This window comes from Ruegeria sp. BB10, assembly GCF_056535725.1.
Window position 1 is genome coordinate 3,499,259 of sequence record NZ_JBQFIW010000001.1, and the last position, 24,601, is coordinate 3,523,859.

Consider the following 24,601-nt stretch of genomic DNA (forward strand, 5'->3'; position numbering starts at 1 on the left):
TTTCCGGGGCTGGTGGGCGATGTACACCGACTGCATCAATTGTGATGTTCGAGACTCAAAAACACCAATGTACGATTGATTTGGCCCTTGTCTTTTTGGGCAACGCGAAAAAAGCCTTCTGAAGTGAAAAGCTCCCTCAGCACGTAACTATCAGGGTGGTTGACTGATCCGTCGTCTTGCGTCCAAGTTCCCTCTTTGCAAAGTGTTACTTCAGTCCAGAGGTCGTTAAACGCGCGAATGGCTTCAGAGTCCCGGAATGGAAACTCCCATCGGCATGAAACGCCTTGGACATTGTCCAGGCCGACAAACGTTTTGCACATCGCTCCATTCGGTGAGACGCCCGTGGTATTATAGTTTTCAAGCGCGGAAACCCGGTCACATTTGTCCGCGAAGCCAGTTGTTGGTGAAGTTGCGATGACAAGCTCCAGAAAACAAACGGCCACAACTTTGGCCGTTTGTTTGGCAGTCAAGTTTTCATTCGGCCGCATCCGGGACATTTTTACTGGGGTAAACACCTTTCACGCGTTCTTTAGTTGGATCAAAATGCGGGAACGGAACAATTTTTGCCTTCAGGCGCTTTTGCTGCCCATCCAGTTGGCCGATCTCAATGTCGTGCCCCTCCAGCGCATGGGTTGATGCAACACGCCCAAGGGCGATGACCTTGCCTAAGCTGGGTGACTTCATCGCGCTGGTGATTTCGCCGACCTGCGCTTTTCCGATACGTACACAATCGCCCGGAGAAGGCACTGTTCCACCTTCTATATCAAACCCGACCAGCTTGCGGTGAGGGTGAGCCTTGCGTTCCTCAATTGCGCTGCGCCCGATGAAATCATCGGTCTTAGATTTCAATGGGACGGTAAAACCGACCCCGGCCTCGAACGGATCGGTCTGGTCGTCAAATTCGGACCCGGCAAAGATCAAGCCGCCTTCGATCCGCAACATGTCGAGGGCGGCAAGACCAAGCGGGGCAATTCCATAATCCTGACCAACTTCCCATACACGGTCGAAAATCTCGACAGCATCATTGGGGTGGCAGAATATTTCATATCCCAACTCGCCGGAATATCCGGTTCGGGAAATCACGACCGAGGTTCCGCGCACATCCCCGACCCGGGCCACGGTAAGCCGGAACCAAGGCAATTCTTCAATTGTTGGCTGCTGGGGTGGCGTCCAGAATATCTGCGAGAGGATGTCGCGGCTGTGCCGCCCCTGTACCGCGATATTGTGCAACTGATCTGTAGAGTTTCGCACCCAGACATTCATATTGCGCTTGCGCGCTTGTTCCTGCAGCCACAAACCGCTCGTGTCGTTGCCGCCGATCCATCGGAAGTTGGTCTCTCCCAGCCGATAGACAGTGCCATCGTCGATCATGCCACCATGTTCATAGCACATTGCCGTATAGACAACTTGACCAACGCTCAGCTTCTTCATGTTGCGGGTCACGCAAAGCTGCATCAGTTCTTCGGCATCCGGGCCAACAACCTCGTATTTGCGTAGTGGGCTCAGATCCATTACGGCGACTTTGTCCCGACAGGCCCAATATTCTGCGATCGCGCCATGATTGGTCATAGTATTGGGCAGCCAATACCCGTTGTATTCGACAAAATCACGGGTATGACGTGCAAAGCAGTCGTGAAATGCTGTTTTCTTGGTTTCTTCCACATCCGCCTCCGCAGATTTTCTGTAGCCATAGGACCGTTTAAAATCTTCGGTCGCTCTGTAAGTTCGCACCTGAATGTCGGTTGGATTCCAACCATTGGCCGGGTCAATGTCACAGGGGCAGCCGGTACTGACGCAGACAAGATCTGTCAGCGCGCGCAGCAGCACGAAATCTCCGGGTCGCGACCACGGATCATCCATGCCGATGGCATTGTCATCGTCCAGCATCGTGTTGAAAAAGAAGTTGATCGCAGGCCAACCTGCGCGGGGCCGGATGCCATACTGGTCCAGATCTTTGTTGATATTTTCCGAGCAATTGACATGGCCAGGATAGCCCAAGTCTTCATAATACCGAGCTGTGCAGGCCAGCCCGAACGTGTCGTGGCGGCCGCACGTATCCTGCACGATCTCGACCAGGGGTTCTTGATCCACCGACCAGTACTTTGAGAATATGCCTGGTTGCGGATACAAACTGCCCATCAGGCTACGTGTCGTGGTGGGATCAATCTCGCGTTCGATCCCCTGATCCAGCGCACGTCGGCTGAACGCCTGAAAGTCTGAACATTCGCGGCCCCTGACATCCACGATCTGGATGAACTCTCCGGTTTTGACCTCATAAGATTTGGCATTGCCAGGCTGAATGTTGATATCCTTGAGTGGGTCGGCCAGAGGATCGGGCGGGCCCACGTCGGGTTTTTCCAAACCAGGAGCGGCACGCTGAATGTACAGGATAATGTCGGTTGGCGGGTTGTTGTCTTCGGGCCGCATCGCTTCGCCGGGAGCAGAGACGATCAGAAGCCCGTCGCATTCCGCCACGAAATGCGCCATGTCGCCGGGCCGTGATCCATCTGAGAAAGCCCTGATCGCATCCCCGCGCCCGATATCGAAACCTGCAACATCTAACGCGCGTAGCACTTTCTTGCCCGAAGCCGAGCCATTCGCCAGAGTCGCAATCAGCCCCTCTGGTCGACCGTGCCCCTGCGCGCCAAGCATGGCAGCGTCCGAGCTTCGATCGGGGGCAAAGAACACCATCTCGGCGGGTTGCATCCCATCGCGATCCAGCAATGTGATCGTGTCGCCTTTGGACACCGAAACCGCCCGCGACCCTGCGCCAGGGACGGGATGACGTTCCGTTCCATGAGGTAAAATCGGAAGACCGGGGGCCAGAACCCCGCTACGTTCGTAAGGCACTTCGAAAACCGGTTTCACATTCATAATGCACCTTCCTGAATGGACTCGGTTGCACCGCGGTGCGTGACCACCAAAAGGCATCCCGCCTCGGTGCGCGAAAAATGGCTGGAACCGGCGGCCAAACTGACGAAGTCACCGCTGCGATAGCTGAAACCGTCGTGATCAGTCAGATCGCCTTCGAGGACAAAGAACTCTTCCGCACCGTGATGAGTATGCGGATTCGAGCGCGTTCCCGGGGCCATCTTCATCAGATAACTCCCTTGCCCGGTGACTTCGTCAAAGCTGACATTCTTCCACCAGACTTGTTCGTCGAGCAGACCGTCCATGTGCATTCTAACAAAGCCGGTATCGTCGAACCGGGCGACAGTACGCATGTTTTGCTGTTGTGCCATCTTAATCGAGCCCCAGTCGCTTTTTACGCTGTTCCGCCCAGCTGCTGATCGCCATGTCAAAGGTCAGCGCCATCAGCGACACGTTCAGGCCGAGGACAAAGTTTTTGCCCAACTCGGTTCCGGCCAGCGTTCGCTGAAGTTCTTGCCCAAGGTCCTGCGTGCCGATAAAGGCTGCGATGATGACCATGAAAAAGGCGAACATGATGGCCTGATTGAACCCGACCGCCATAGTTGGCAGAGCCAGTGGGAACTGTACCGACATCAGCTTTTGGCGACGGGTTGAGCCGGACATGTCGGCGGCTTCGGTCATTTCCGGCGGGACGCTGCTGAGGCCAATAATAGTGTACCGGATCAGCGGTACGGCGGCGAAGATCAGGATCGAGAACACAACCGCCACGTCATTGACACCGAACAACATGATCGCTGGGATAAGATAAATAAAGCTGGGGAAGGTCTGCGCGGTGTCGCAGGCCAGAAGGATGCTTTTCGACCAGCGTTCGGACCGGGCAGCGATTACGCCCAGCGGTATTCCGATCAGTGTGGCCAGCGCAACAGCCGAGATAACTGTATACAGAGTGATCACCGACCGGTCCCACCAACCCGAGAATGCGACGATGGTAAAAAACACTGCCGCATAGATACCTGGGCGGCGTCCGCCGACCCAATAGGCAAAGGCAACGACTATTAGGATGAAGGCGGGGGTCGGGATCGCCAGCAGCGTGTCCCGGAACGGGATCAGAACCTTGACGTTCAGGAACCAGCGCAACCATTCAGTTGTTCCCTTGATGGCGTCGATAGCCAGGAACGACTTGATCACCACGTCAATTTCCTTGCCTTGGCTCAGGTGCTGTTTGCGGCCAACTTCAGCCAGGATCGGGAATACCTGTGATAGCAGGATAAACCCGATGAACAGACCCAGTGCGACCAGCGAGATTTGATGCCGCTTCCACCAGGGCGTGTTGCGTTCAAAGTGAACTGGTTGCTTGACCACCCAGGCCTTGGACATCCGGTCCAAAGTCACGGCCAAAAGGACGATAGTGATGCCAATCTCGAAGGATCGTCCGAGCTTGAAACTTCCCATCATCGCCAACAGTTTAGCGCCAAGACCCGGCATTCCGATAAAGGCGGTCAGAACGACCATTGCCAGACACAGCATGATCACCTGATTGACGCCAACCAGAATTTCGGTGCGCGCTGCCGGAATGTATACATGGCGCAGCATCTGCCAGCGAGTACAGCCGGACATCTGACCCGCTTCGATCACTTCGGGGCTAACCTTCTTGAGCCCCAGCGTTGTCATCAGGATCATCGGCGGGATCGCGAATGTAATCGTTGCAACGGCCCCGGCGGTTGGACCCACCTTGAAGAAAATCACCGCAGGCAGCAGGTAGGTAAAGAAGGGCAGGGTTTGCAATATGGACAGGATGGGCTTCAGGACCCGCTCGAACCAACCGTATTTCCATGCGGCAATACCCAAAGCCAGCCCCAGCAGGAACGCCAGGGGTGCTGCAACCACGATCACCGACATTGTTTGCATGGCGATCTTCCACTGGCCGATTGCTGCGGTCCAGATAAAGGTGCCCGCGCCCAACGCGGCCAACTTCCATCCACCGACAGCATAACCCACAACCGCGGCAACGGCGGCAATCGCAGACCATGGGATCGGTCCCAGATAGGGCCAGCGACGCTTGCCTTCCAAAAGGTTGGCCGATGTATCCAGCAGGAATTCAAGCGGACCTTCCGCGATGAAGCGGGTGACGTATATCAGGCCCAGGTCATTCTGGATGAAGTTGAAGATCGCATCCAGAACTTGTGCGGTGGGCGGGATCGCCGCTTCGGGGATGCGGTTCAGCCATTCAGGCAGAATACCAGCGGCTTTGGCAAGGATCAGTGCAAACGCCACTGCAAGCAGCGCGGTAAGTACCCGTGTACGTCCCCACGGCTTGCCCGAAGTCTCCGTCAGATCAGTGGACAGCGTCGCCATTATTCGGCTCCGAGCAGAACATTCAGAGCGGTGTCGCGTTCTAGGACACCGGTGATAACGCCTTTGTCATCTGCAACCGGCAAAAGGATGCGGCTGTCATTGACCAGAACTCGCGCAAGTTCGTGGATCGTTGCGCCACCATTGATCGGAGCTCCTTCCAAAGCGTGCCCGTTGACCGGTTTCGCCAGCCCTTTCGCATGCACCACGCGGGCTTTGTCGATGTCCTCGGTAAATTTCGCCACATATTCAGTGGCAGGATTCATGACGATTTGATCGGGTGTGTCACACTGTTCAACCGCGCCATTGCGCATGATCGCGATCCGATCTGCCAAACGCAGCGCTTCGTCAAAATCATGAGTGATAAAGACGATGGTTTTACCCAGCATCTCTTGAAGCCGTAGGAATTCATCCTGCATTTCACGTCGGATCAGAGGGTCAAGGGCGGAGAACGGTTCATCCAGGAACCAAATATCCGGCTCAATCGCCAGGGACCGGGCGATGCCGACGCGTTGCTGTTGCCCGCCGCTGAGTTCGCGCGGGAAATATTCTTCACGACCCTCAAGGCCCACCAGCTTGATTACTTCCAATGCGCGTTCGCGTCGGTCATGGCGATCCTGACCGCGCATTTCCAGCGGGAAGGCCACGTTATCCAGAACCGTACGATGCGGCAGCAGACCGAAGGACTGGAACACCATGCCCATCTTGTTGCGTCGCAACTCGATCAGGTCGCGCTCGCTCAGGCTCATGATGTTCTGACCGTCAACCTCAATCGTGCCGCCGGTAATGTCATGAAGACGTGAAAAGCACCGTACCAGAGTAGACTTACCTGATCCGGACAGCCCCATGATGACCAGCATTTCACCCCGGCCAACTTCAATTGAGACGTCTTTGACCCCAGCGATGTAACCGTCCGCACGTATCTCGTCGAAACTGCGACCCGCGGGCATAGATTTCAGATAGGTCTCAGGAGAGGCTCCAAACAGTTTCCAGACGTTTTTGGCTGAGATGACGGGCGCTGTGGCGGACATGGCTGCCTTCTTTCTTGTTAGGCGCGGCCTCGCTTAACCGAGATCAGCAAGGCCGCGCCAGTTTCGTCGCGAATGACCGGTTTATCAACTGCAGGCGCTGATCCAGGGGTCAACAACAGCGCGGTTAGCGTCCAGCCATTCGGCTGCTGCCTCTTCCGGTTCCAGCTCGTCTGTATCGACCAGCTTGGCCATTTCCGCGATTTGCGGGTTGGTGAACGAAATTTCAGTCAATACGCAGTAGGCAGCCGGCCACTTATCTTTCATGCCATCCCATGCGGCTTTTTTCAGGTAACCGCTGGCTGGGTTTCCGCAATCATACAACGCATCGGGATTCGGACCTTTGGATGGATCTTTGTCGCAACCATCTTCCCAGGCCGGAAATTCAACAAACTCACCGGGCCAGACAGCTTCGGCGAAGTTGGGTGTCCAGTTGAAGACCAGAACAGGTTTCTTATCCGCCTCTGCCGCTCCGATCTCGGCCCAAAGGGCTGCAGCCGAACCCGCATTGATAACCGTGAAATTCAAATCAAGCGCTTCGGCACGTTCCTTACCGTGCTTCAACCAGTCGACGGGTCCATCCAGATACCGGCCTTTGTCCCCGGTTTCCGCTGTTGCGAAAAGATGCGCGCAGTCGTTTAAAGCTTGCCAATCAGGCAGGCCGGGGCAGGATTCCTTAGTCCACATCGGATACCACCAATCCTCGCGCGTGACTGCATCATGATCGCCTGCATCATGCAGACCACCCTTTTCCAGCGCGGCGCGGAAGGATGCGCCAAATGCACCTTCCCAGACTTCCATCTCAAGTGTGACATCGCCCAAGCGTACCGACTCGTAGACCGCCTGACTGTCTGTTGTGACGTATTCGACGTTGTCACCGATCTCTTCGAGTAGTTGACCTGTAACGTAAGACATCACGATCTGACTGGACCAGTTGTGAATTGGAATGACGATCGGATCGCTGCTGTCTTCGGCGAACGCTCCGGTGCCCGCTACCGCTGCCAAGGTTGCAGCAGAAAATAGGTTTGTGAGTTTCATGTTTGCTCCCTGAGTGACGTACATTTCTTATCTGCGGACTCTTCCGGCCCCGAATTTTCTCATTCTGCCTAAGTTTTCACGAGACGCAGAACAGAAATTTGAGAGGCATTGCCTATAAATTCTTGAGGCAAATCTGACTTTTCACTATTTTAACAGTCAGTTGCCTGATCGGTTTCCAGTCGAAACGGGCAAATGTTTTTGATTGCGATCATCTTCAGATTGGGAAACCGCCTTCAGATGCCAAAGAAAGCGCCAATTACCGGGAAGGTCCTTCCACCGCTCGATTACCTTTTGGCATTTGAAGCGGCTGCGAAGGCGCAGAGTTTTGCGCAGGCCAGCAAGGTGCTCAACATTTCTGAAACGGCAATCAGCCGCAAGGTGCGACTGCTGGAGCAGCATTATGATGTTCCGCTGTTTGTCAGAGGTCATCGCTCGGTCTCGCTGACGCAACAAGGTGCGATTTTGTTGGCAACTGTGGAAAAGTCGCTGGACCTGATGCGGGATGTTAGCCGTGACATGCTGGCTAAACATCAGGCCAACACAGTCTCGATCTCTGCGACCAACTCGGTTGCGTCACTCTGGTTGATGCCACAGCTAAGAAAATTCAACAAATCTAATGATCGCATTCGTATTTCGTTGGTGTCTTCCGACAGTGATGCAGAGTGCCTTTCAGATTCGATGGATTTGACGATATTGCGCGGGGATGGGGAATGGCCTGGATATCATGCTCAGCTGTTATTTGGGGAAACTGTTTTCCCGGTCTGCAGCCCGGAGTATCTCAATAGTAATCCGACGGTGACAGATTTAACTGCTTTGCCAGAGTTGGATCTGATTGAGGTGACCAGTAGTCACGCGGAATGGATGACATGGCACACGTGGTTCAACGGCAATGATATTTCGACCTCATTGATGGAGCGCGCTGTGGCCTTCAACACCTATCCTCTCTCTATACAAGCTGCAGTCGATGGATTGGGGGTCGCATTGGGTTGGGCCCATCTTGTCGACCCACTGCTTGAAAGCGGCGCGTTGGTCAGACCAATTCAGGACGTCTCGGTGCGAACACAGTCTGGGTATTATCTTCTTAAAAGCCCAACGCAAAAAGCATTCCCGGAATTACGCATCGTTGAGGATTGGTTGTTGGGGCTTAGCGCGGTGCGCAAACGTTACGCGTGAACCGTGATCCCATTGGGTAACAAATACCCTTTCGGTCATGTCCTCGTATTTCCAAGGTTGACCCAAGGGAAAAATTATTTACCGTAAAGAAAGTATTCGATTCCTCCCCGGTCGCAGATGCGGACGGGTTTGAGTCCGTTAAACCTACTTTGCACGGAGCCCAGCACCCAATGAGCTACAAATCCGACATCGAAATCGCCCGTGAGGCGAACAAGAAGCCGATTCAGGAAATCGGTGCGAAAATTGGCATCTCCAGTGACGATCTGCTGCCTTACGGCCACGACAAGGCGAAAGTCAGCCAGGACTTCATCAACTCGGTTCAAGGTCGTGAAGACGGCAAACTGATTCTGGTGACCGCGATCAACCCGACCCCTGCGGGTGAGGGTAAGACAACCACCACCGTCGGTCTGGGCGATGGCCTGAACCGCATCGGCAAAAACGCGATGATCTGTATCCGCGAAGCCTCGCTTGGCCCGAACTTCGGGATGAAGGGTGGTGCTGCGGGTGGCGGTTACGCGCAGGTTGTTCCCATGGAAGAGATGAACCTGCACTTCACAGGTGACTTCCATGCCATCACCTCGGCCCACTCGCTGCTGTCGGCGATGATCGACAACCACATCTACTGGGGCAATGAGTGCGAGATCGACATTCGTCGCGTTGCGTGGCGTCGTGGGTCGACATGAACGACCGTGCGCTGCGTCAGATCACCGCCAGCTTGGGTGGCGTGTCGAACGGTTTCCCGCGTGAAACCGGCTTTGACATCACCGTGGCGTCCGAGGTCATGGCGATCCTCTGCCTGGCCACCGACCTAAAAGACCTGGAAAAGCGTCTGGGTGACATCATTGTCGCCTATCGCCGCGATAAGACCCCGGTTTACTGCCGCGACATCAAGGCCGAAGGCGCAATGACCGTTCTGCTGAAAGACGCGATGCAGCCAATCTGGTGCAAACGCTGGAAAACAACCCGGCCTTTGTCCATGGTGGTCCTTTCGCGAACATCGCACACGGCTGTAACTCGGTCATCGCGACCAAAACCGCTCTGAAAGTGGCCGATTATGTTGTCACCGAAGCGGGTTTTGGTGCTGACTTGGGTGCCGAGAAATTCATGAACATCAAGTGCCGCAAGGCGGGCATCGCGCCGTCGGCAGTTGTTCTGGTCGCCACCGTGCGCGCGATGAAGATGAACGGCGGTGTTGCCAAAGCCGATCTGGGTGCCGAAAACGTCGACGCGGTTCAGTCGGGCTGTGCCAACCTGGGCCGTCACATCGAGAACGTGAAATCCTTCGGCGTGCCCGTTGTTGTCGCCATCAACCACTTTGTCACCGACACCGATGACGAAGTGCAGGCCGTCAAGGACTATTGCGCCGAACATGGTGTCGAAGCAGTTCTGTCGCGTCACTGGGAGCTCGGTTCAGACGGTTCTGCGCCTCTGGCTGAGAAAGTTGTGGAAATCGTCGAAAATGGTGCTGCGAACTTTGCACCGATCTACCCCGACGAAATGCCGTTGTTCGAAAAGATCGAAACCATCGCCAAGCGCATCTACCGCGCTGACGAGGTTCTGGCTGACAACAAGATTCGCAACCAGTTGCGCGAATGGGAAGAGGCCGGATACGGCAATCTACCGGTCTGCATGGCCAAGACGCAATACAGCTTCTCGACTGATCCGACCCTGCGCGGCGCGCCCACCGGCCATTCGGTTCCGGTGCGCGAGGTTCGCCTGTCCGCAGGCGCCGGCTTCATCGTGGTTGTCTGCGGCGAGATCATGACCATGCCCGGCCTGCCACGCAAACCGGCTGCTGAAACCATCTGCCTCAATGACGCAGGTGAGATCGAGGGCTTGTTCTAAGCGCCCGAATGATACATCTCGTGGTCCGGGGGTATCCCCGGACCGCAGGAGATTGAAATGCCCACTCTGATACCGCCGCAGGACTGCCACTCGATGCGGGAATTGCGGGTTCAGATCGACAAGCTGGATCGCCAATTGATTGAAATGTTGGTGGCGCGCGCAACTTACATAGATCGTGCGTCTCAGTTGAAACCCGGCGAGGGGCTACCCGCCCGAATTCCGGATCGTGTCGAAGATGTGGTGCAGCGCGTGCGCACAAGTTCCGACGAGTTGGGCATGGACCCCGATCTTGCCGAGAAGCTTTGGCGCATCTTGATTGACTGGTCGATTGCCCGCGAAGAACGCGTGCTCGGCCCCGAATGAAGAACCGGGCGCTTTGTGCGCCCGATCCGTTTTGAAAAGAAGGGATCAAAGGATGGTAGCGCAGGTTATCGACGGTAAGGCCTTTGCCGCAAAAGTACGCGGCCAGGTGGCCGACCAGGTCGCAAAGCTGAAAGAAGAAAACGGCATCACCCCCGGCCTGGCCGTGGTTCTTGTAGGCGAAGACCCAGCAAGCCAGGTCTATGTGCGGTCCAAGGGAAAGATGACCGTCGAGGTCGGCATGAACTCGTACGAGCACAAGCTGGACATCGACACGTCCGAAGAAGATCTGCTGGCGTTGATCGACAAGCTGAACAACGACCCAGCCGTGCATGGTATTCTGGTGCAGTTGCCCCTGCCCAAACACCTGAACGAAGATCTGGTGATCAACTCGATTGACCCGGCCAAGGACGTTGATGGTTTCCACATCTCGAACGTGGGACTGCTGGGTACCGGGCAGAAGTCGATGGTGCCTTGCACGCCGCTGGGGTGTTTGATGATGCTGCGCGACTACCATGGCTCGCTCTCGGGAATGGATGCGGTTGTTGTGGGCCGATCGAATATCGTGGGTAAGCCGATGGCGCAGTTGTTGCTGGGTGACAGCTGCACCGTGACCATCGCACACAGTCGCACCAAGGACCTGCCTGATGTTGTGCGCCGCGCAGATATCGTCGTTGCTGCCGTTGGCCGCCCCGAGATGATCCCGGGCGATTGGATCAAGGAAGGTGCAACAGTGATTGACGTGGGCATCAACCGAATTGAACGGGACGGCAAGAACAAGCTGGTTGGTGACGTAGATTACGCCAGCGCGGCCGAACGCGCCGGAGCGATCACACCCGTGCCCGGTGGCGTCGGACCGATGACCATCGCCTGCCTGCTGGCCAACACACTGACGGCCTGCTGTCGCGCCAATGCCTTGCCAGAGCCCGAAGGCCTGACAGCTTGAGATTTGCTGCCGTTCTTCGATCAGGCGGTAGCAAGTCTGCTAGTTCAAAAGTGCTACAATATTGGCGTTTGGCGGGCCGCGCCACGCGTATGGTGATAGTGTCAATTGGCCACTCTTCGACGAATGTTGCACGCACCCGCGCTTTGATAACCCGCGCGGCACAAACAGACATGGCACTGGATCAGCAATTCTGGGGCAAAGATATGTCGCAGGACGAATGTCAAACTCAGATCAAACAACTGAGCGGGGCGGTGGATGTCTAAGCTGTCCTTCTTTTACCTGACGTACCTGCGCATATTGACGTACTCAACCTGCGAAGTGAATTGCAGAGACACAAAGACCTCATTCGCCCCGGGGCATGGCACTATCCCGGACCCGTTCGTCCGGGCGAAGTTGATTGCATACTGAACAGTGCGATTGCAGCCCATCAGGCCCATAGGATTGCGCTGGATAAGAGAGATGCTCAGGTCGCGAGATAGCCAATTCCGACAAAAGCAATGGTGCATCCAAGCCATTGAAAGAAAGCCATTTCCTCTCGCAAAATTGCCCAGGCCAATACAACGGTAAACAACCCGAAGATCGACGCTGTAACGGACGCGTATTGGGCATTGGGCAACCCCCCGGCAGACACGACGCACAGAATTGCCACCGCATCGAGCGCACCCATCAGGCACAACAGGGGCAGGGCTCGTGTGCCCGGCCAAAGCGACTTGCGAGATGCAATAGCGATTGCTGCCAGCACAGGGATAGCGGTCAGACGGCCAATCAATGAAACAGTGAATTCGTCGCCCAGTTCGGCTGCATACTGACCCAAAGCGAACGTTGCAGCGAACCCGACTGCAGCGAGTATGGAAAAGGCAATCGTCGGCCCGGCGGCAGGGTACTCTGTACTGTCGTCGGATCGAGTCGATACAATGGACACGCCGGCACCAATGGCAATGATTGCCAGCCAATGCCAGATGCTGACCTCGGAACCGCGCCAAATCGCAAGTGTGACAGACAGGACCGGATAGCTGGCGACAAGCGGGGCAACCAGACGTACAGGCCCGCGCTGAAACGCAGCATACATGCTGAGGCCAGCCAGCAAGTAAAAGCCGCCCGCTACAACTGCGTAGGACACTGCCTTGGCGGACATAGGGGCGAACCCAGCCCAAATTGCCACAAGACCGAACTGTAACAGTGCCCCTGCAACCAGCACGGCCATCAATGCGGCAATGACACTGACGGTCTGGCTGACATATCGCACGGCAAGATCGTGAAAACCCCAGCACAATGCTGCCAGCAGACCCAGTGCAAGGGCACTCATCCGGTCACCTCGCGCAACTTGGAATGCCCGGAAATTTCGTATCCTTCTCTTGATATCAATCGCGCCAACATGTCACTGGTGATAAACTTATTTTCCTGATATGCAATATTTATTGACAACGGCAGCTCGGAGAAGAGACCTATGTCATCGGCTTTGGATCAACTCGGTGGCGAAGAAAAGCTGCGGACTCTTGTCGAGCGGTTCTACGACCGAATGGAGACCGACCCGGCGGTGCATTCGTTGCACAGGCTACATTTTCGCGGTCATGGGTTGTCTCATACAAGACAGGCGCAGTTCGAATTCCTGAGCGGGTTTTTGGGCGGTCGTGCATATTATCGTGAGCGATTTGGTCATATGGACTTGCGAGAAATCCACGCGCATGTGCCGATACGTGAAGCGGATGCCGAGCTTTGGCTGGAAACTTTTGACGCCGCGTTGGCAGATTGCGAAATGGACGGTCCAGTGGTGGACAAAATGCGCACAACATTGCGCCGCGCTGCGCTGATGCTTGTCAACGATGTCCCCGATTGGAGGGTTGAAGCAGACAGCGAAAAGAACCTTGAGGTTCCGGGTTGATCGCGTGTGATCAGATCTGTCGTAATCTGTTATAGATACTGGATGTTATCTTGAATTGTTCTTCAACTATTTTGTCGCTGTCAGAAACCATTTCCCACGCTGCATCTGCAGAGCCAAGCCAATCAACGGCGCATTGATGGTTGGCGGGGTCGCCCATCCACGATTGGATCGTGCCCTGAACAAGTTCGGGGTGAAATTGTACGCTCCACGCACAGTCCGAAACCCGCAATGCCTGAACAGCAGAGGCATCAGATTGTGCCAGAATTGATGTGTCGGCTGGCAGATCAACAGCTTCAACTCCATGCCATTGAAGCACCCGGAATTGATGAGGCAAGAGCTCGAACAGCGGATCACCCCGCGTGTTATCGGTCAGATTGATGGAATGCACACCGATCTCGGGCTTTTGCATGCGTGCGCATTTCCCACCTAGCGCGTCAACCAAAAGTTGGTGGCCCAGACAAATACCAAAATAAGGACGTTTGAAGTCTTGAACCCAAGTCCTGATTGCTTGCTTCTCACGCACAAGCCATGGGTTAGCTTCGATTTCCCAGACGTCCATCGGACCGCCCAGAACAAGAAGCAAATCAAATTCGTCGAGCTGCGGGATCGGTTGACCATCATAGAGATGCACAATGCTGGCCGTATCACCGCATGACGAAGTGTGTTCCAGAAACGCTCCGGGGTTTTCGCCCGGCGAATGCTGGAAAATCAGAATGTTCACGAGGTGCGGGTCTCCGTCTGACCGAAGGGGTGGGGCAGCAGAATGTCTGCAGCCCCTGATTTGTCTAGATGTCGAGTGTGTGGTCTTTTTCCCAGCGTGAGAAATGACTGACGAAGGAGTTCCACTCCTGGTGTTTCATTTTGAGGAATGCGCTTGAGAATTCCTGACCCATCATGGCTTTCAGCTCAGTATCGTTGTCGTATTCGCGCAATCCGTCGAGCATGTTCAGCGGCAGTTTAGGGGCGTCGGTGACGGTGTGTCCTTCGGCATACATGTCGATGTCCCAACGCCGCCCCGGATCAGCCTTCGAGCGGATGCCGGACAGGCCCGCGGCGATGATGACCGCCTGCAGCAGATAGGGGTTGGTGGCCCCGTCGGCCAGACGCAACTCGAAACGGCCCGGGCCGGGAACTCGGACCATATGGGTGCGGTTGTTGCCAGTCCAGGTCACGGTATTGGGAGCCCAGGTCGCGCCCGACATGGTGCGCGGCGCGTTGATGCGCTTGTAGCTGTTCACGGTCGGGTTGGTGATCGCGGCCAGAGCACTTGCATGTTTCATGATCCCGCCCAGGAAGTACTTGCCCTGTTCACCCAGCCCAACCTCGCCAGTCGGGCCTTCGCCTTCACCGGCAAAGACGTTCGTTTTGGACTCTGCCCCAGGCGCATCCCAGACCGAGATATGGGCGTGGCAACCATTACCAGTCAGCCCTTCAACGGGCTTGGGCATGAAAGTAGCGCGGAAGCCGTGTTTTTCGGCCACCGACTTTGTCATGAACTTGAAGAAGGAGTGCTTGTCCGCGGTGCGCAGGACATCATCGAACTCCCAGTTCATTTCGAATTGGCCATTGGCGTCTTCGTGGTCGTTCTGATAGGGTCCCCAGCCCAATTCCAGCATGTAGTCGCAGATCTCGCGCACCACGTCATAGCGGCGCATCACCGCCTGCTGATCATAGCAAGGTTTTTCGGCGGTATCGAACGGGTCGCTGATTTGCTCGCCATCAGGGGTCAACAGGAAGAACTCGGCCTCGATGCCGGTCTTGACATGCATGCCCATTTCGGCGGCCTCGCCGATCAGGCGTCTCAACACGTTGCGTGGAGCCTGAGCGACGTCATTGCCTTCCATCACACAGTTGCCAGCAACCCAAGCCACCTCGGGCTTCCACGGCAATTGAATGACTGAGGAGGGGTCCGGCACTGCCAACATGTCAGGATGCGCCGGGGTCATGTCCAACCAGGTAGCAAACCCGGCAAAACCCGCGCCATCTTCTTGCATGTCGGCTATCGCCTGTGCGGGCACTAGCTTAGCCCGCTGCCCACCGAACAGGTCGGTGAAAGAGATCATGAAGTATTTGACGCCTTTTTCTTTTGCGAAAGCTGCGAGATCTGTCGTCACGATGGCTTTCCTTTCCCTGTTGTTTTTCGTTGTTCAAATGCAAAACGCGGCCCTTGTCAGAGAGCCGCGCAATTATTTTTCAGAACCCTTCTTTGCCCGGGTACCAGCTGGTACCGGCCAATGGCACTCGGGCCATCGCGGCTGCCTCCATGGTCAGGGCGCATAGGTCTTCGGGTTCGAGGTTGTGCAAGTGGTTGTGACCACAGGCCCGCGCGATGGTCTGTGCCTCAAGCGTCATCACCTTGAGATAGTTGCGCAGACGGCGTCCGGCCTCGACCGGGTTTAGACGGGCGGCAAGATCGGGATCCTGTGTAGTAATGCCTGCTGGATCCTGACCTTCGTGCCAGTCGTCATAGGCTCCGGTGGTAGTGCCCAGCTTCTGATACTCGGCTTCCCATTTCGGATCGTTGTCGCCAAGCGCCACCAGCGCTGCGGTGCCAATGGCCACCGCATCCGCGCCAAGCGCCAAAGCTTTCGCGACATCGGCTCCGGTGCGGATTCCGCCCGAGATCACCAGCTGAACCTCGCGATGCACACCCAGATCCTGCAGCGCCTGCACGGCAGGGCGAATGCACGAAAGCGTCGGTAGGCCCACATGTTCGATAAAGACGTCCTGCGTCGCGGCCGTACCGCCCTGCATCCCGTCCATCACCACCACATCGGCACCGGCCTTTACCGCCAATGCCGTATCATAATAGGGGCGGGTCGCGCCAACCTTGACATAAATCGGCACTTGCCAGTCTGTAATCTCACGCAATTCGAGGATCTTGATTTCCAGATCATCCGGGCCGGTCCAGTCAGGATGGCGACAGGCCGAGCGCTGGTCGATACCCTTGGGCAAGGTGCGCATTTCGGCCACACGGTCGCTAATCTTCTGTCCCAGCAGCATACCGCCGCCACCGGGTTTGGCACCCTGACCGACCACGATCTCGATCGCGTCGGCCTTCCTCAGGTCGTTTGGGTTCATGCCATAGCGCGAGGGCAGATACTGGTAGACCAGCTTGCTGGAGTGACCGCGTTCCTCGGGTGTCATACCGCCGTCACCGGTGGTGGTTGACGTGCCAGCTGCCGATGCGCCCCGGCCCAAGGCTTCTTTCGCCGGGCCAGAGAGCGCGCCAAAGCTCATGCCCGCAATGGTGATCGGAATGTCCAGTTCAATCGGTTTCTTGGCAAAGCGCGTGCCCAGCGTTACCGAGGTGTCGCAGCGTTCGCGATAGCCTTCCAACGGATAGCGTGACACCGACGCGCCCAGAAACAGCAAGTCGTCAAAATGGGGCACCTTGCGCTTGGCACCGCCACCGCGGATGTCATAGATGCCCGTGGCTGCGGCGCGACGGATCTCGGCATTGATCGGGTTGGAAAATGTCGCCGACTGGATCGGCAGGGTGCGGGGGATCTGATCGTCCATATCTTTCATACCCTTCTTCCTCAGTAAGCGGCGGAATTGTCGATGTCGAAGTTGTACAGTTCGCGAGCTGAGCCGTAGCGTTTGAACTCTTCCGGACTGGCGTCCGCGCCTGCGCGATCCAGCAGGTCCTTCAGAATCTCCAGGTGCTCGGGGCGCATTTCTTTCTCGATGCAGTCAGCGCCGAGACTTTTGACCGAGCCGCGCACGAACAGTCGCGCTTCATACAGCGAGTCGCCAAGCGCGTCGCCTGCATCGCCACAGACCACAAGGTTACCGGCCTGTGCCATAAAGGCCGACATGTGGCCGATACTGCCATGCACAACGATGTCGATGCCTTTCATCGAAATTCCGCAACGCGAGCTTGCATTGCCCTTGATCACAAGCAACCCGCCATGACCCGTGGCCCCGGCATACTGGCTGGCATCGCCATCGACGATCACCTGACCGGACATCATGTTCTCGGCCACGCCAGGCCCGACCGAGCCTTCAACCTTGACCGTCGCCTGCTGGTTCATGCCAGCGCAGTAGTAGCCGGTGGACCCCTTGACTGTCACTTCGATGGGCGCGTCCAGCCCGACGGCAATCGCGTGGCTGCCCTTGGGGTTCACAACCTCCCAGCTGGTTTGGTTCGTCTCGGTGGATTGCGATTGCAGCGTTGCGTTCAGCCCGCGCAGGCCGTTTGCTTCAAGATCATAGGTCTGCATGTCAGGCGGCCTTTTCCGTCGTTGTCGGCCTGTCGTTGTGGGACCAGAAGTAAACCGTTGCCGGTTCCGGCTCCCAGACGCGGGCGTCTTCAATGCCGGGCAGGTTCACAAGCGCCCGATATTCGCTGCCAAAGGCCACGTATTGATCGGTCTCGGCCATTACTGCCGGTTTGCAGGCGATCGGATCGCGGACCACGCCGAACCCATCCTTGGTGCCGACAACAAAGGTGAAGAAGCCATCCAGATCCTCAAGGCTGCTTTCCAGCGCCTCACCCAAGGTGGCCCCGTTCATCATCTTCCAGGTCAGATAGGCGGCACCGACCTCGGTATCGTTTTCGGTTTGGATTACCACTCCTTCGCGACGCAGCTTGCGGCGCAGCGAGTTGTGGTTTGACAGCGAGCCGTTGTGAACCAGACACTGATCGGGTCCGGTGTTGAACGGGTGCGCACCCATCGTCGTGACCGCAGATTCCGTTGCCATGCGTGTATGACCAATGCCATGCGTGCCGCTCATGCTGCTGATGTCAAAGCGCGCGGCCACGTCTTTGGGTAGGCCAACTTCCTTGTAGATCTCCAGCATCTCGCCCCGGCTCATGATCCGGACCGAAGGCCGGATTTCTGCCAACGCGGCCCGTGCCGCTTCAAACTGCCCGGCCGGAACTTCCAGCACAGTGTGCGTGTCATTATCAGTCTGGCTTACCACCAGGCCCAAGTGCTGCCCCAGCTCTTCGGCTAGACCGGCAAAGTCGTCCTTGGGATTGGGCGACTGCAGCGTCATCTTAGTCTTGCCACCTGATTCCTCACCATAAATCGCAATCCCCGCACTGTCGGGGCCTCGATCCGTCATCGTAATCAGCATGTCTGTCAGCATATTGCCCAGTTGGGGCGCAAGAGACTGGTCTTTGAGGAATAATCCAACAATTCCGCACATGGCTGGCAGATCTCCTTGTGTGTTTCGTTATGATTCTACGGTACCAACAATTCAAACGGACATCAATAATCATAGGAAATAAATTTTCCTGAGAGGCAATGGGCAAGAATTTGAATTTATGCCCATTGCCAGCTTTCAATGCAGGATCAGTATCGTTCCAGCTGTGCTTTCACTTTTTCTTCGTCGCCGGTGTGACGGGCTTTCTCAAGGTGCTCGCCTTCCCGGACAAATTGGATGCGATGCCATCCGATCCAGAATATGACGCCCACAATGACCATCAGAACTTCGTAACCTTGGAAGGGATAGATTGGTCCGACTTCGGCCAGATCCACGGCCCAATTTGTATATCCATTGGTAGACATATTTTTCTCCCTTACTTAGCTGCTACGCCACGGGCAGCCAGTTCTTCCTTGTCGGCTGCAATAATCGCGGCTTTGGCGTCTTCGTAGGCATGGTGTTCAGCGTAATCGAGACCCTGAAGTTCAACTTCTTCCGGGATGCGCAGAACACCAGCGGCCGATTGAATTTTCGCCAGAATCCAACCTGGCAAGAAGCCAAGAACAAAGAACATGATGACAGCACCAGTGATTTGACCGACCGGGTTAATCGTCGCGTAGCCTTCATATGGAGAAGAAGGCACACCCCAGAGGACAAAGCCCGAAATCACCAAGCCAACGAACCCTGCGTAGCCATGCACGGCGACAGCCCCAACGGCATCATCCAGCTTGAACCGACGCTCAACCCAATAGTGCAGTTTGTAAACGATCACGACACCGATGGCGGCAATGATCATTGCCTGGATCGGGTGATACAGATCGTTACCTGCCGATGCGGTGATAATTCCGGCCAGACCGCCCGAGAATGTCCAGAAGGCGTCGCCTTTGGAAACCACATACGCTGCCATCAACCCGCCGGACAGCGACATCAGGAAGTTGAAGGTAATCGCGGAGAGCGTAGTTGGGGCCAGATAGATGTTGGTTGCGGTCCAAGTCACACCTGTGATTTGACCGTCGATTGCCTCAGGCGAGATCGCTGGAACGTTACACGCGGCGTAGAAGCCCCAGAAACCAGTGTAGATAAGGAATATCCCGATGGTTAGCATCCAGGGGTTGTGCGGCGGAATATCCCGCGGCGTACCGTCCTTGGCAAATTTACCCAGGCGTGGGCCCAGAACCATAATCACGCCAAGGGCGTAACCACCTGCAATCGCGTGGATAACGCCTGAAGCATAGGCGTCGTGGTATCCAAGAAGGCGTACCATCCAGCCGCCATAGTGCCAGCCCCACGCAGCGTCTATGATCCACCAGACAGAACCAATCATCACGGCATGGACCCACAGGGCAGAAGATCTGATCCGCTCGATTACAGAACCTGAAACGATCGAGGCGGCAGTCCATGAGAACAGCAAGAACGCGGCCCAGAAGACGCCGGTGATTCTGTCACTTAAATTGGTCGCCATCGTATCAGCCCAGGGCAGATTGGCAGCGCCCGCTTCGGTGTCCAGACCGCCCCAGAACGGAAAGTTCGGAAAGGCCCAGTAAATCCACCATCCAAAGAAGAAGAACGTGACCGTTACCAGCGGGATGATCATGATGTTTTTCATCAATGTGTGCATATGGTTGCGGGCACGACTGGCACCGACCTCGTACATGCAAAAGCCCACATGGATCAGGAACATGAAAACGACCGTTACCCAGTAGTAGAACTCGGTAAAGACCGTCGTTAGTGCATTTAGATTACCATCCACTTCGTAGTCTCCCTGTTGTTGCAGCAGGAGGTCTTTCTGCGAAGAATTTCCTGCTGGGAATATTTATCTACTCAGGGGACAATTTCATTGGCGACCTGTCAATAGATATGTGGGGCAAACATCTTTTAGGCATTTGTTTCATGCACTTTTGGGTCCGTCGAAATTCAACCCATGGCATTGATAAATAACCACTTATGTCATTCTCGGTAATTTGTATTAGGGTGCACAAATTGCAGCCTAATATTCCCAACAGGAAAAAAATCTGCACATGGGTGTTGATTTTCAATCTGACATCGGCCTCAATATGGTCAACAAAAAAGCAATTAACGGGAGAGCTGAACAATGGCCATTCTTTGGAGGACGTCCGCCCTTGCGCAGCGCCATGCCGAGATCGGCGGCGAGTTAGAAGACTGGAACGGTATGGGAACCGCATGGTTCTATGACCATAGCCCGGAACGCGCCAAGGCGGATTACGAAGCCATCCGTACTAAGGCCGGTCTAATGGATGTATCGGGTCTGAAAAAGGTTCACGTGGTCGGCGAAGATGCGGCTTATGTTATTGACCGCGTTACCACGCGGAACGTGGAAAAAATCATGCCGGGTCGGTCGACTTATGCGTCGATCCTGAATCCCGAAGGCAAGTTCGTTGACGATTGCATCATCTACCGCCTGTCAGTGAACACGTGGCTTGTCGTGCACGGCACAGGAACGGGTATGGAGCAGCTGACATCAGTGGCGGCTGGAAAGAATTGTTCGGTCATCTTTGACGACGACATGCACGACATGTCTTTGCAGGGACCGGTTGCGGTGGACTTCCTGGCCAAGCATGTTCCCGGAATTCGTGATCTGGCCTACTTCGGTATCATGCAAACCAAGCTCTATGGTTGCCCGGTTATGATTTCGCGGACCGGCTACACCGGTGAGCGCGGGTACGAGATTTTCTGTCAGGCCAAGCATGCCGTGCACCTTTGGGACAACATCCTGGCCGAGGGCAAGGATATGGGCATCGTTCCGGTCCAGTTCTCGACACTCGATCTGCTGCGAACCGAAAGCTACCTTCTGTTCTATCCAGGCGACAATTCGGAAACCTATCCGTTCGTCGATGAAACATGCGGCGATACCCTTTGGGAGTTGGGCCTGGAATTTACAGTCTCACCGGGCAAAACTGGTTTTATCGGTGCCGAGAACCACTACGCCTCGAAAGGTAAAGAGCGATTCAAGATCTACGGTGTCAAACTGGACGGTACAATTCCGGCGGATGAGGGCGCGGATCTGCTGCAAAACGGCGAAAAGGTCGGCGTTGTCACCTTCGGCATGTATTCCGAGATCAATGGCCACAACGTAGGTATCGCGCGGATGCCAGTCGCCTGTGCCTCACCCGGCACCCAGCTGACGGTGCGAAACGGCGACGGGACAGAAATAGCAGCGACTGCGGAAGAGATGCCGTTCTACGACCAGGACAAATCGATCAGAACCGCAAAGGGCTGAGTTTAAGGGGGCGCAACGGACACACCGAGGCGCCCTTTTCCTATTTGAGGGCACAATGTCAAAGTTCGAATTTCCCAAGTCAATCGCAAGCCGCCCGGTCTGGGGTACGCTAGAGGTTCGCTCAGGTGAACATCATCTCATGATCGCCGAGGCCGAAGGGGCCGAAGCTGTTATTGACATAGCGACACCCGACCTGATGGCTAAAACCCATCTGATTTACATCCCGAAAGGCACAGATTTTTCGGACAGACTGCAGGCGCTAAACCCAGCACAATTCTACGAAGGTCCTTCTTATGAGGCCGCGCTGCATCGTATTCGCCGCGTTCTCGAGGACGCGCATATGGGGCTACAAGTCTATCTGACCGGCACAGAGGGCATGATGGGTCAGGCCATGAATGAGGTGATGGCCGTTGGCTTGCCACATACCGCGATCCAGACCGAGCATCGCGGCTCGACTGCGCGCCGTATGCAATGTGTGCACTGCAAGGGCATTACCGATGATGTCGAGGTCGATCCGTTTGTCTGCTCGCACTGTGGTTTAAACCTTTTTGTGCGCGACCACTATTCCCGCCGCCTTGCCGCCTATCAGGGCGTCCGCGTTGACGCCGAGGATCATGGGAACGTGCCCGAGCCGAAGGGAATCTACGAATGAGTGGCGCAGAGAAAATTCAGGTCAAAGTTACAGAAATTACCCCGCTGAACGAATTGGTAACACGGTTCCGGTTCGAACGCGTTGACGGCAGACAGTTGCCAACCTTTTCGGGCGGTGCTCATACCGTGGTCGAAATGCAGGATGGCGGCATCACGCGGCTCAACCCTTATTCCCTGATGTCCGATCCGTTCGATCAATCATCCTATACGATCTCGGTTCGCCGCGATGATCAGGGCAGGGGAGGGTCGTTGTTCATGCACCGTCAGGTCAAGCTGGGCGACGAGATGACCATCAGCTACCCGGTCAACCTGTTCTCGCTTGATTTGCGGGCCCGCAAACATCTGTTTCTGGCCGGTGGTATCGGGATCACCCCGTTTCTGGCGCAGATCAAACAGCTCGAACTGCTGCACGGTCATTGGGAGCTGCACTATGCCTGTCGCAATCAGGCGCTGGCATCTTATGCGGATCAACTGACAGACAGGCATCCAAACGAAACGCATCTGTATTACGACGATCAGAATCAGGCGATTGATCTGGAAAACCTTCTCAGCGGGCAACCCCTGGGCACCCATGTCTATGTCTGCGGACCAAAGGGCATGATCGATTGGGTGCGCAACACTGCCGCCGCCGAAGGCTGGCCCGAAGATTGCGTGCATTACGAAGAGTTCTTGGCGCCTCAGCCCGGCAAACCGTTCGAAGTGCGTCTGGCGTCTTCCGACAAGGTCATTCATGTGGGTGAAAACGAAAGCCTTCTGGAGGCTATCGAACGCGAAGGTGTCGACGCCCCGTATCTGTGCCGTGGCGGGGCCTGTGGCCAATGCGAAACCGTTGTGCTGGATCACGACGGCAATTTTGTTCATCGCGATCACTGGCTGACCGACGAAGAAAAGGCAGCAGGCAAGAAAATCATGCCCTGCGTATCGCGTTTCGAGGGCAAGTCCCTCGTGCTGGACCGCTGAGAGGAGGCCCACCATGACCATTCAATTCAACGACGAGTCCTTCCGCGACGACTATACGTTCCACAACTCGGAATGGGCGATCAAACGCTTTCCGTTTCCGTTCCACGAAGACAGCTACATGTATTCGGTCAACATGGAGCAGCATAGGGGCGGGCCCGAGGGCTCGGTCTATGAGATGCGGTTCGACGTGGATGAACACTATGTCTCGGAAATGAAAGACCGCGCCATCGTTCTGGATCAGGACCCGCTGCGCTGTCAGTCTCTGCCGCATATGACCTTGGCGGGCTGGGACCTGCTGGAACTGATCATGGTCAGCAAATCCGAGGACTACCCGGACCTGTTCGAACTGCACCGTAACGGCAACCAGTGGCGCTGGATCAACAAGCCACTGGGGATCGATCACAGCTTTACCTTCATGGATGAAACCACGCTGCCTTACGGGCCGATGGAGTACATTACCCGTCAGGCGCAAGGCGATTTCGCAGTGCTGGACCAGCGGGACGAGATGTTGTGGATGGACGCTGGTATGGTCACGACCCAGGCCGATTGGAGCCTGGATTTCGACATCGGCATGAATTTTTTCGAATGGCACGCGCCGGTTCCAAAAGCCCATGAAATGGGGATTTTCAAGCGCGCGCTGAAGTTTCTGCTGAACATTCAACAGGGCGCTCCAGCACGGCGGCTGAACTGGACCATGACGGTGAACCCGCTGTTGGATACCAGCCCGGAAAACTATCACAAATGGGGCATCCAAAAGACCACACTGACGCCCGAAAACATAGCCCATAAGCAGCATCTTCGGGTCGAATTGCAAACATTCTTCCGATTGCCGCGATCAAACGCGCTAGTATTCCCAATCCGTTGCTATCTTTGCAGTTTTCAAGATCTGATGACGGTTCCGAAATGGGGTCGCCGGCTGCACCGTGTTGTTCGCGACCTTCCGGTTGAACTCGCCACCTACAAGGGGTTTATCGACAACCGCCCAATGATGTTGGACTACCTTAGTCAGTTTGACGACGGATTACCGACCTCTCCCGGTATATGGCCGGATCTGGAAACAGAGCCGCCTTTGTCAAAGTAAGCGATCACCTTGACGTGTTTTG

Annotated in this window: 22 protein-coding genes and 1 pseudogene; 9 read left to right on the forward strand and 14 right to left on the reverse strand. The window is 55.7% G+C overall.

Translation table 11 applies throughout. The features are described from left to right. Window positions 1-35 precede the first annotated feature (35 nt). The 6 genes from ACR3EP_RS17940 to ACR3EP_RS17965 all read right to left on the reverse strand — a co-directional run bounded on the left by ACR3EP_RS17940 (window position 36) and on the right by ACR3EP_RS17965 (window position 7,289). Window positions 36-470 (reverse strand): hypothetical protein, encoded by a 435-nt coding sequence (locus ACR3EP_RS17940; RefSeq protein ID WP_425082397.1) that lies wholly within the window; start codon window positions 468-470, stop codon window positions 36-38. 4 nt (window positions 471-474) lie between these two features. Continuing rightward, entirely contained in the window at window positions 475-2,874 is a 2,400-nt protein-coding gene (locus ACR3EP_RS17945) for a trimethylamine N-oxide demethylase (RefSeq protein ID WP_480638854.1), read from the reverse strand. Further along, window positions 2,871-3,224, reverse strand: a complete 354-nt coding sequence (locus ACR3EP_RS17950) for a cupin domain-containing protein (RefSeq protein ID WP_480638855.1) — start codon at window positions 3,222-3,224, stop codon at window positions 2,871-2,873. The genes ACR3EP_RS17945 and ACR3EP_RS17950 overlap by 4 nt, the downstream gene beginning before the upstream one ends. Before the next feature lie 19 nt (window positions 3,225-3,243). Further along, complete coding sequence (locus tag ACR3EP_RS17955) at window positions 3,244-5,226, reverse strand: ABC transporter permease (protein ID WP_480638856.1); 1,983 nt, start codon at window positions 5,224-5,226, stop codon at window positions 3,244-3,246. Continuing rightward, window positions 5,226-6,254 carry a quaternary amine ABC transporter ATP-binding protein gene (locus ACR3EP_RS17960; protein WP_170414614.1) on the reverse strand — a complete coding sequence of 343 codons (1,029 nt, stop codon included), beginning with the start codon at window positions 6,252-6,254 and terminating at the stop codon, window positions 5,226-5,228. Before ACR3EP_RS17960 ends, ACR3EP_RS17955 begins: the two co-directional genes overlap by 1 nt. An 84-nt stretch (window positions 6,255-6,338) precedes the next feature. Beyond that, a complete protein-coding gene (locus ACR3EP_RS17965) occupies window positions 6,339-7,289 on the reverse strand; it encodes an ABC transporter substrate-binding protein (RefSeq protein WP_170351497.1) in 951 nt (316 codons plus the stop codon). Between the two features lie 192 nt (window positions 7,290-7,481). Between ACR3EP_RS17965 and ACR3EP_RS17970 the strand changes: the two genes are divergently transcribed. The 4 genes and pseudogenes from ACR3EP_RS17970 (at window position 7,482) to folD (ending at window position 11,613) form a co-directional block, all read left to right on the forward strand. Then, on the forward strand, window positions 7,482-8,462 hold the full coding sequence (locus tag ACR3EP_RS17970) for a LysR substrate-binding domain-containing protein (protein ID WP_480638857.1): 981 nt from the start codon (window positions 7,482-7,484) through the stop codon (window positions 8,460-8,462). Window positions 8,463-8,632: 170 nt separating this feature from the next. Continuing rightward, a pseudogene (locus ACR3EP_RS17975) lies at window positions 8,633-10,307 on the forward strand (formate--tetrahydrofolate ligase). A 57-nt stretch (window positions 10,308-10,364) separates the two neighbouring features. After that, complete coding sequence (locus ACR3EP_RS17980; protein WP_170352146.1) at window positions 10,365-10,670, forward strand: chorismate mutase; 306 nt, start codon at window positions 10,365-10,367, stop codon at window positions 10,668-10,670. Between the two features lie 52 nt (window positions 10,671-10,722). Then, window positions 10,723-11,613: a bifunctional methylenetetrahydrofolate dehydrogenase/methenyltetrahydrofolate cyclohydrolase FolD gene (folD, locus tag ACR3EP_RS17985; RefSeq protein ID WP_170425634.1), complete on the forward strand. Its 891-nt coding sequence runs from the start codon at window positions 10,723-10,725 to the stop codon at window positions 11,611-11,613. A 463-nt stretch (window positions 11,614-12,076) separates the two neighbouring features. On the opposite strand, the gene ACR3EP_RS17990 is transcribed toward folD, so the two are convergent. Beyond that, complete coding sequence (locus ACR3EP_RS17990) at window positions 12,077-12,919, reverse strand: EamA family transporter (RefSeq protein WP_480638858.1); 843 nt, start codon at window positions 12,917-12,919, stop codon at window positions 12,077-12,079. A gap of 141 nt (window positions 12,920-13,060) precedes the next feature. Between ACR3EP_RS17990 and ACR3EP_RS17995 the strand changes: the two genes are divergently transcribed. After that, window positions 13,061-13,495 (forward strand): group II truncated hemoglobin, encoded by a 435-nt coding sequence (locus tag ACR3EP_RS17995; protein WP_170352105.1) that lies wholly within the window; start codon window positions 13,061-13,063, stop codon window positions 13,493-13,495. 10 nt (window positions 13,496-13,505) lie between these two features. Here the strand turns inward: ACR3EP_RS17995 and ACR3EP_RS18000 are convergent, their stop codons facing one another. From ACR3EP_RS18000 to ACR3EP_RS18030, 7 genes are all read right to left on the reverse strand, one after another. Further along, window positions 13,506-14,126, reverse strand: coding sequence for a type 1 glutamine amidotransferase (locus ACR3EP_RS18000; protein WP_480638859.1), 621 nt, complete (start codon window positions 14,124-14,126; stop codon window positions 13,506-13,508). Window positions 14,127-14,280: 154 nt separating this feature from the next. Then, window positions 14,281-15,609, reverse strand: a complete 1,329-nt coding sequence (gene glnT, locus ACR3EP_RS18005; protein ID WP_170352107.1) for a type III glutamate--ammonia ligase — start codon at window positions 15,607-15,609, stop codon at window positions 14,281-14,283. Window positions 15,610-15,688: 79 nt separating this feature from the next. After that, entirely contained in the window at window positions 15,689-17,017 is a 1,329-nt protein-coding gene (locus ACR3EP_RS18010; RefSeq protein ID WP_170352119.1) for an FMN-binding glutamate synthase family protein, read from the reverse strand. A 20-nt stretch (window positions 17,018-17,037) separates the two neighbouring features. Then, the gene (locus ACR3EP_RS18015) at window positions 17,038-17,721 is read right to left on the reverse strand and encodes a GltB/FmdC/FwdC-like GXGXG domain-containing protein (protein ID WP_170362873.1); all 684 of its coding nucleotides are present in this window, start codon (window positions 17,719-17,721) and stop codon (window positions 17,038-17,040) included. 1 nt (window position 17,722) lies between these two features. Then, window positions 17,723-18,652: a class II glutamine amidotransferase gene (locus ACR3EP_RS18020; protein ID WP_480638860.1), complete on the reverse strand. Its 930-nt coding sequence runs from the start codon at window positions 18,650-18,652 to the stop codon at window positions 17,723-17,725. 146 nt (window positions 18,653-18,798) lie between these two features. Beyond that, a complete protein-coding gene (locus ACR3EP_RS18025; RefSeq protein ID WP_170352110.1) occupies window positions 18,799-19,014 on the reverse strand; it encodes a hypothetical protein in 216 nt (71 codons plus the stop codon). Window positions 19,015-19,025: 11 nt separating this feature from the next. Then, window positions 19,026-20,399 (reverse strand): ammonium transporter, encoded by a 1,374-nt coding sequence (locus ACR3EP_RS18030; RefSeq protein ID WP_170362869.1) that lies wholly within the window; start codon window positions 20,397-20,399, stop codon window positions 19,026-19,028. A gap of 342 nt (window positions 20,400-20,741) precedes the next feature. Here ACR3EP_RS18030 and ACR3EP_RS18035 point away from each other — a divergent pair, with 342 nt between their 5' ends. The 4 genes from ACR3EP_RS18035 to ACR3EP_RS18050 are packed head-to-tail and all read left to right on the forward strand — an operon-like array spanning window position 20,742 to window position 24,579. Beyond that, on the forward strand, window positions 20,742-21,887 hold the full coding sequence (locus ACR3EP_RS18035) for an aminomethyl transferase family protein (RefSeq protein ID WP_480638861.1): 1,146 nt from the start codon (window positions 20,742-20,744) through the stop codon (window positions 21,885-21,887). Between the two features lie 55 nt (window positions 21,888-21,942). After that, window positions 21,943-22,539, forward strand: coding sequence for a dimethylamine monooxygenase subunit DmmA family protein (locus ACR3EP_RS18040; protein WP_480638862.1), 597 nt, complete (start codon window positions 21,943-21,945; stop codon window positions 22,537-22,539). Next, window positions 22,536-23,498, forward strand: a complete 963-nt coding sequence (locus tag ACR3EP_RS18045; protein ID WP_170362863.1) for a PDR/VanB family oxidoreductase — start codon at window positions 22,536-22,538, stop codon at window positions 23,496-23,498. The genes ACR3EP_RS18040 and ACR3EP_RS18045 overlap by 4 nt, the downstream gene beginning before the upstream one ends. Before the next feature lie 13 nt (window positions 23,499-23,511). Continuing rightward, window positions 23,512-24,579 (forward strand): heme-dependent oxidative N-demethylase family protein, encoded by a 1,068-nt coding sequence (locus tag ACR3EP_RS18050; protein ID WP_170362861.1) that lies wholly within the window; start codon window positions 23,512-23,514, stop codon window positions 24,577-24,579. Window positions 24,580-24,601: the final 22 nt, after the last annotated feature.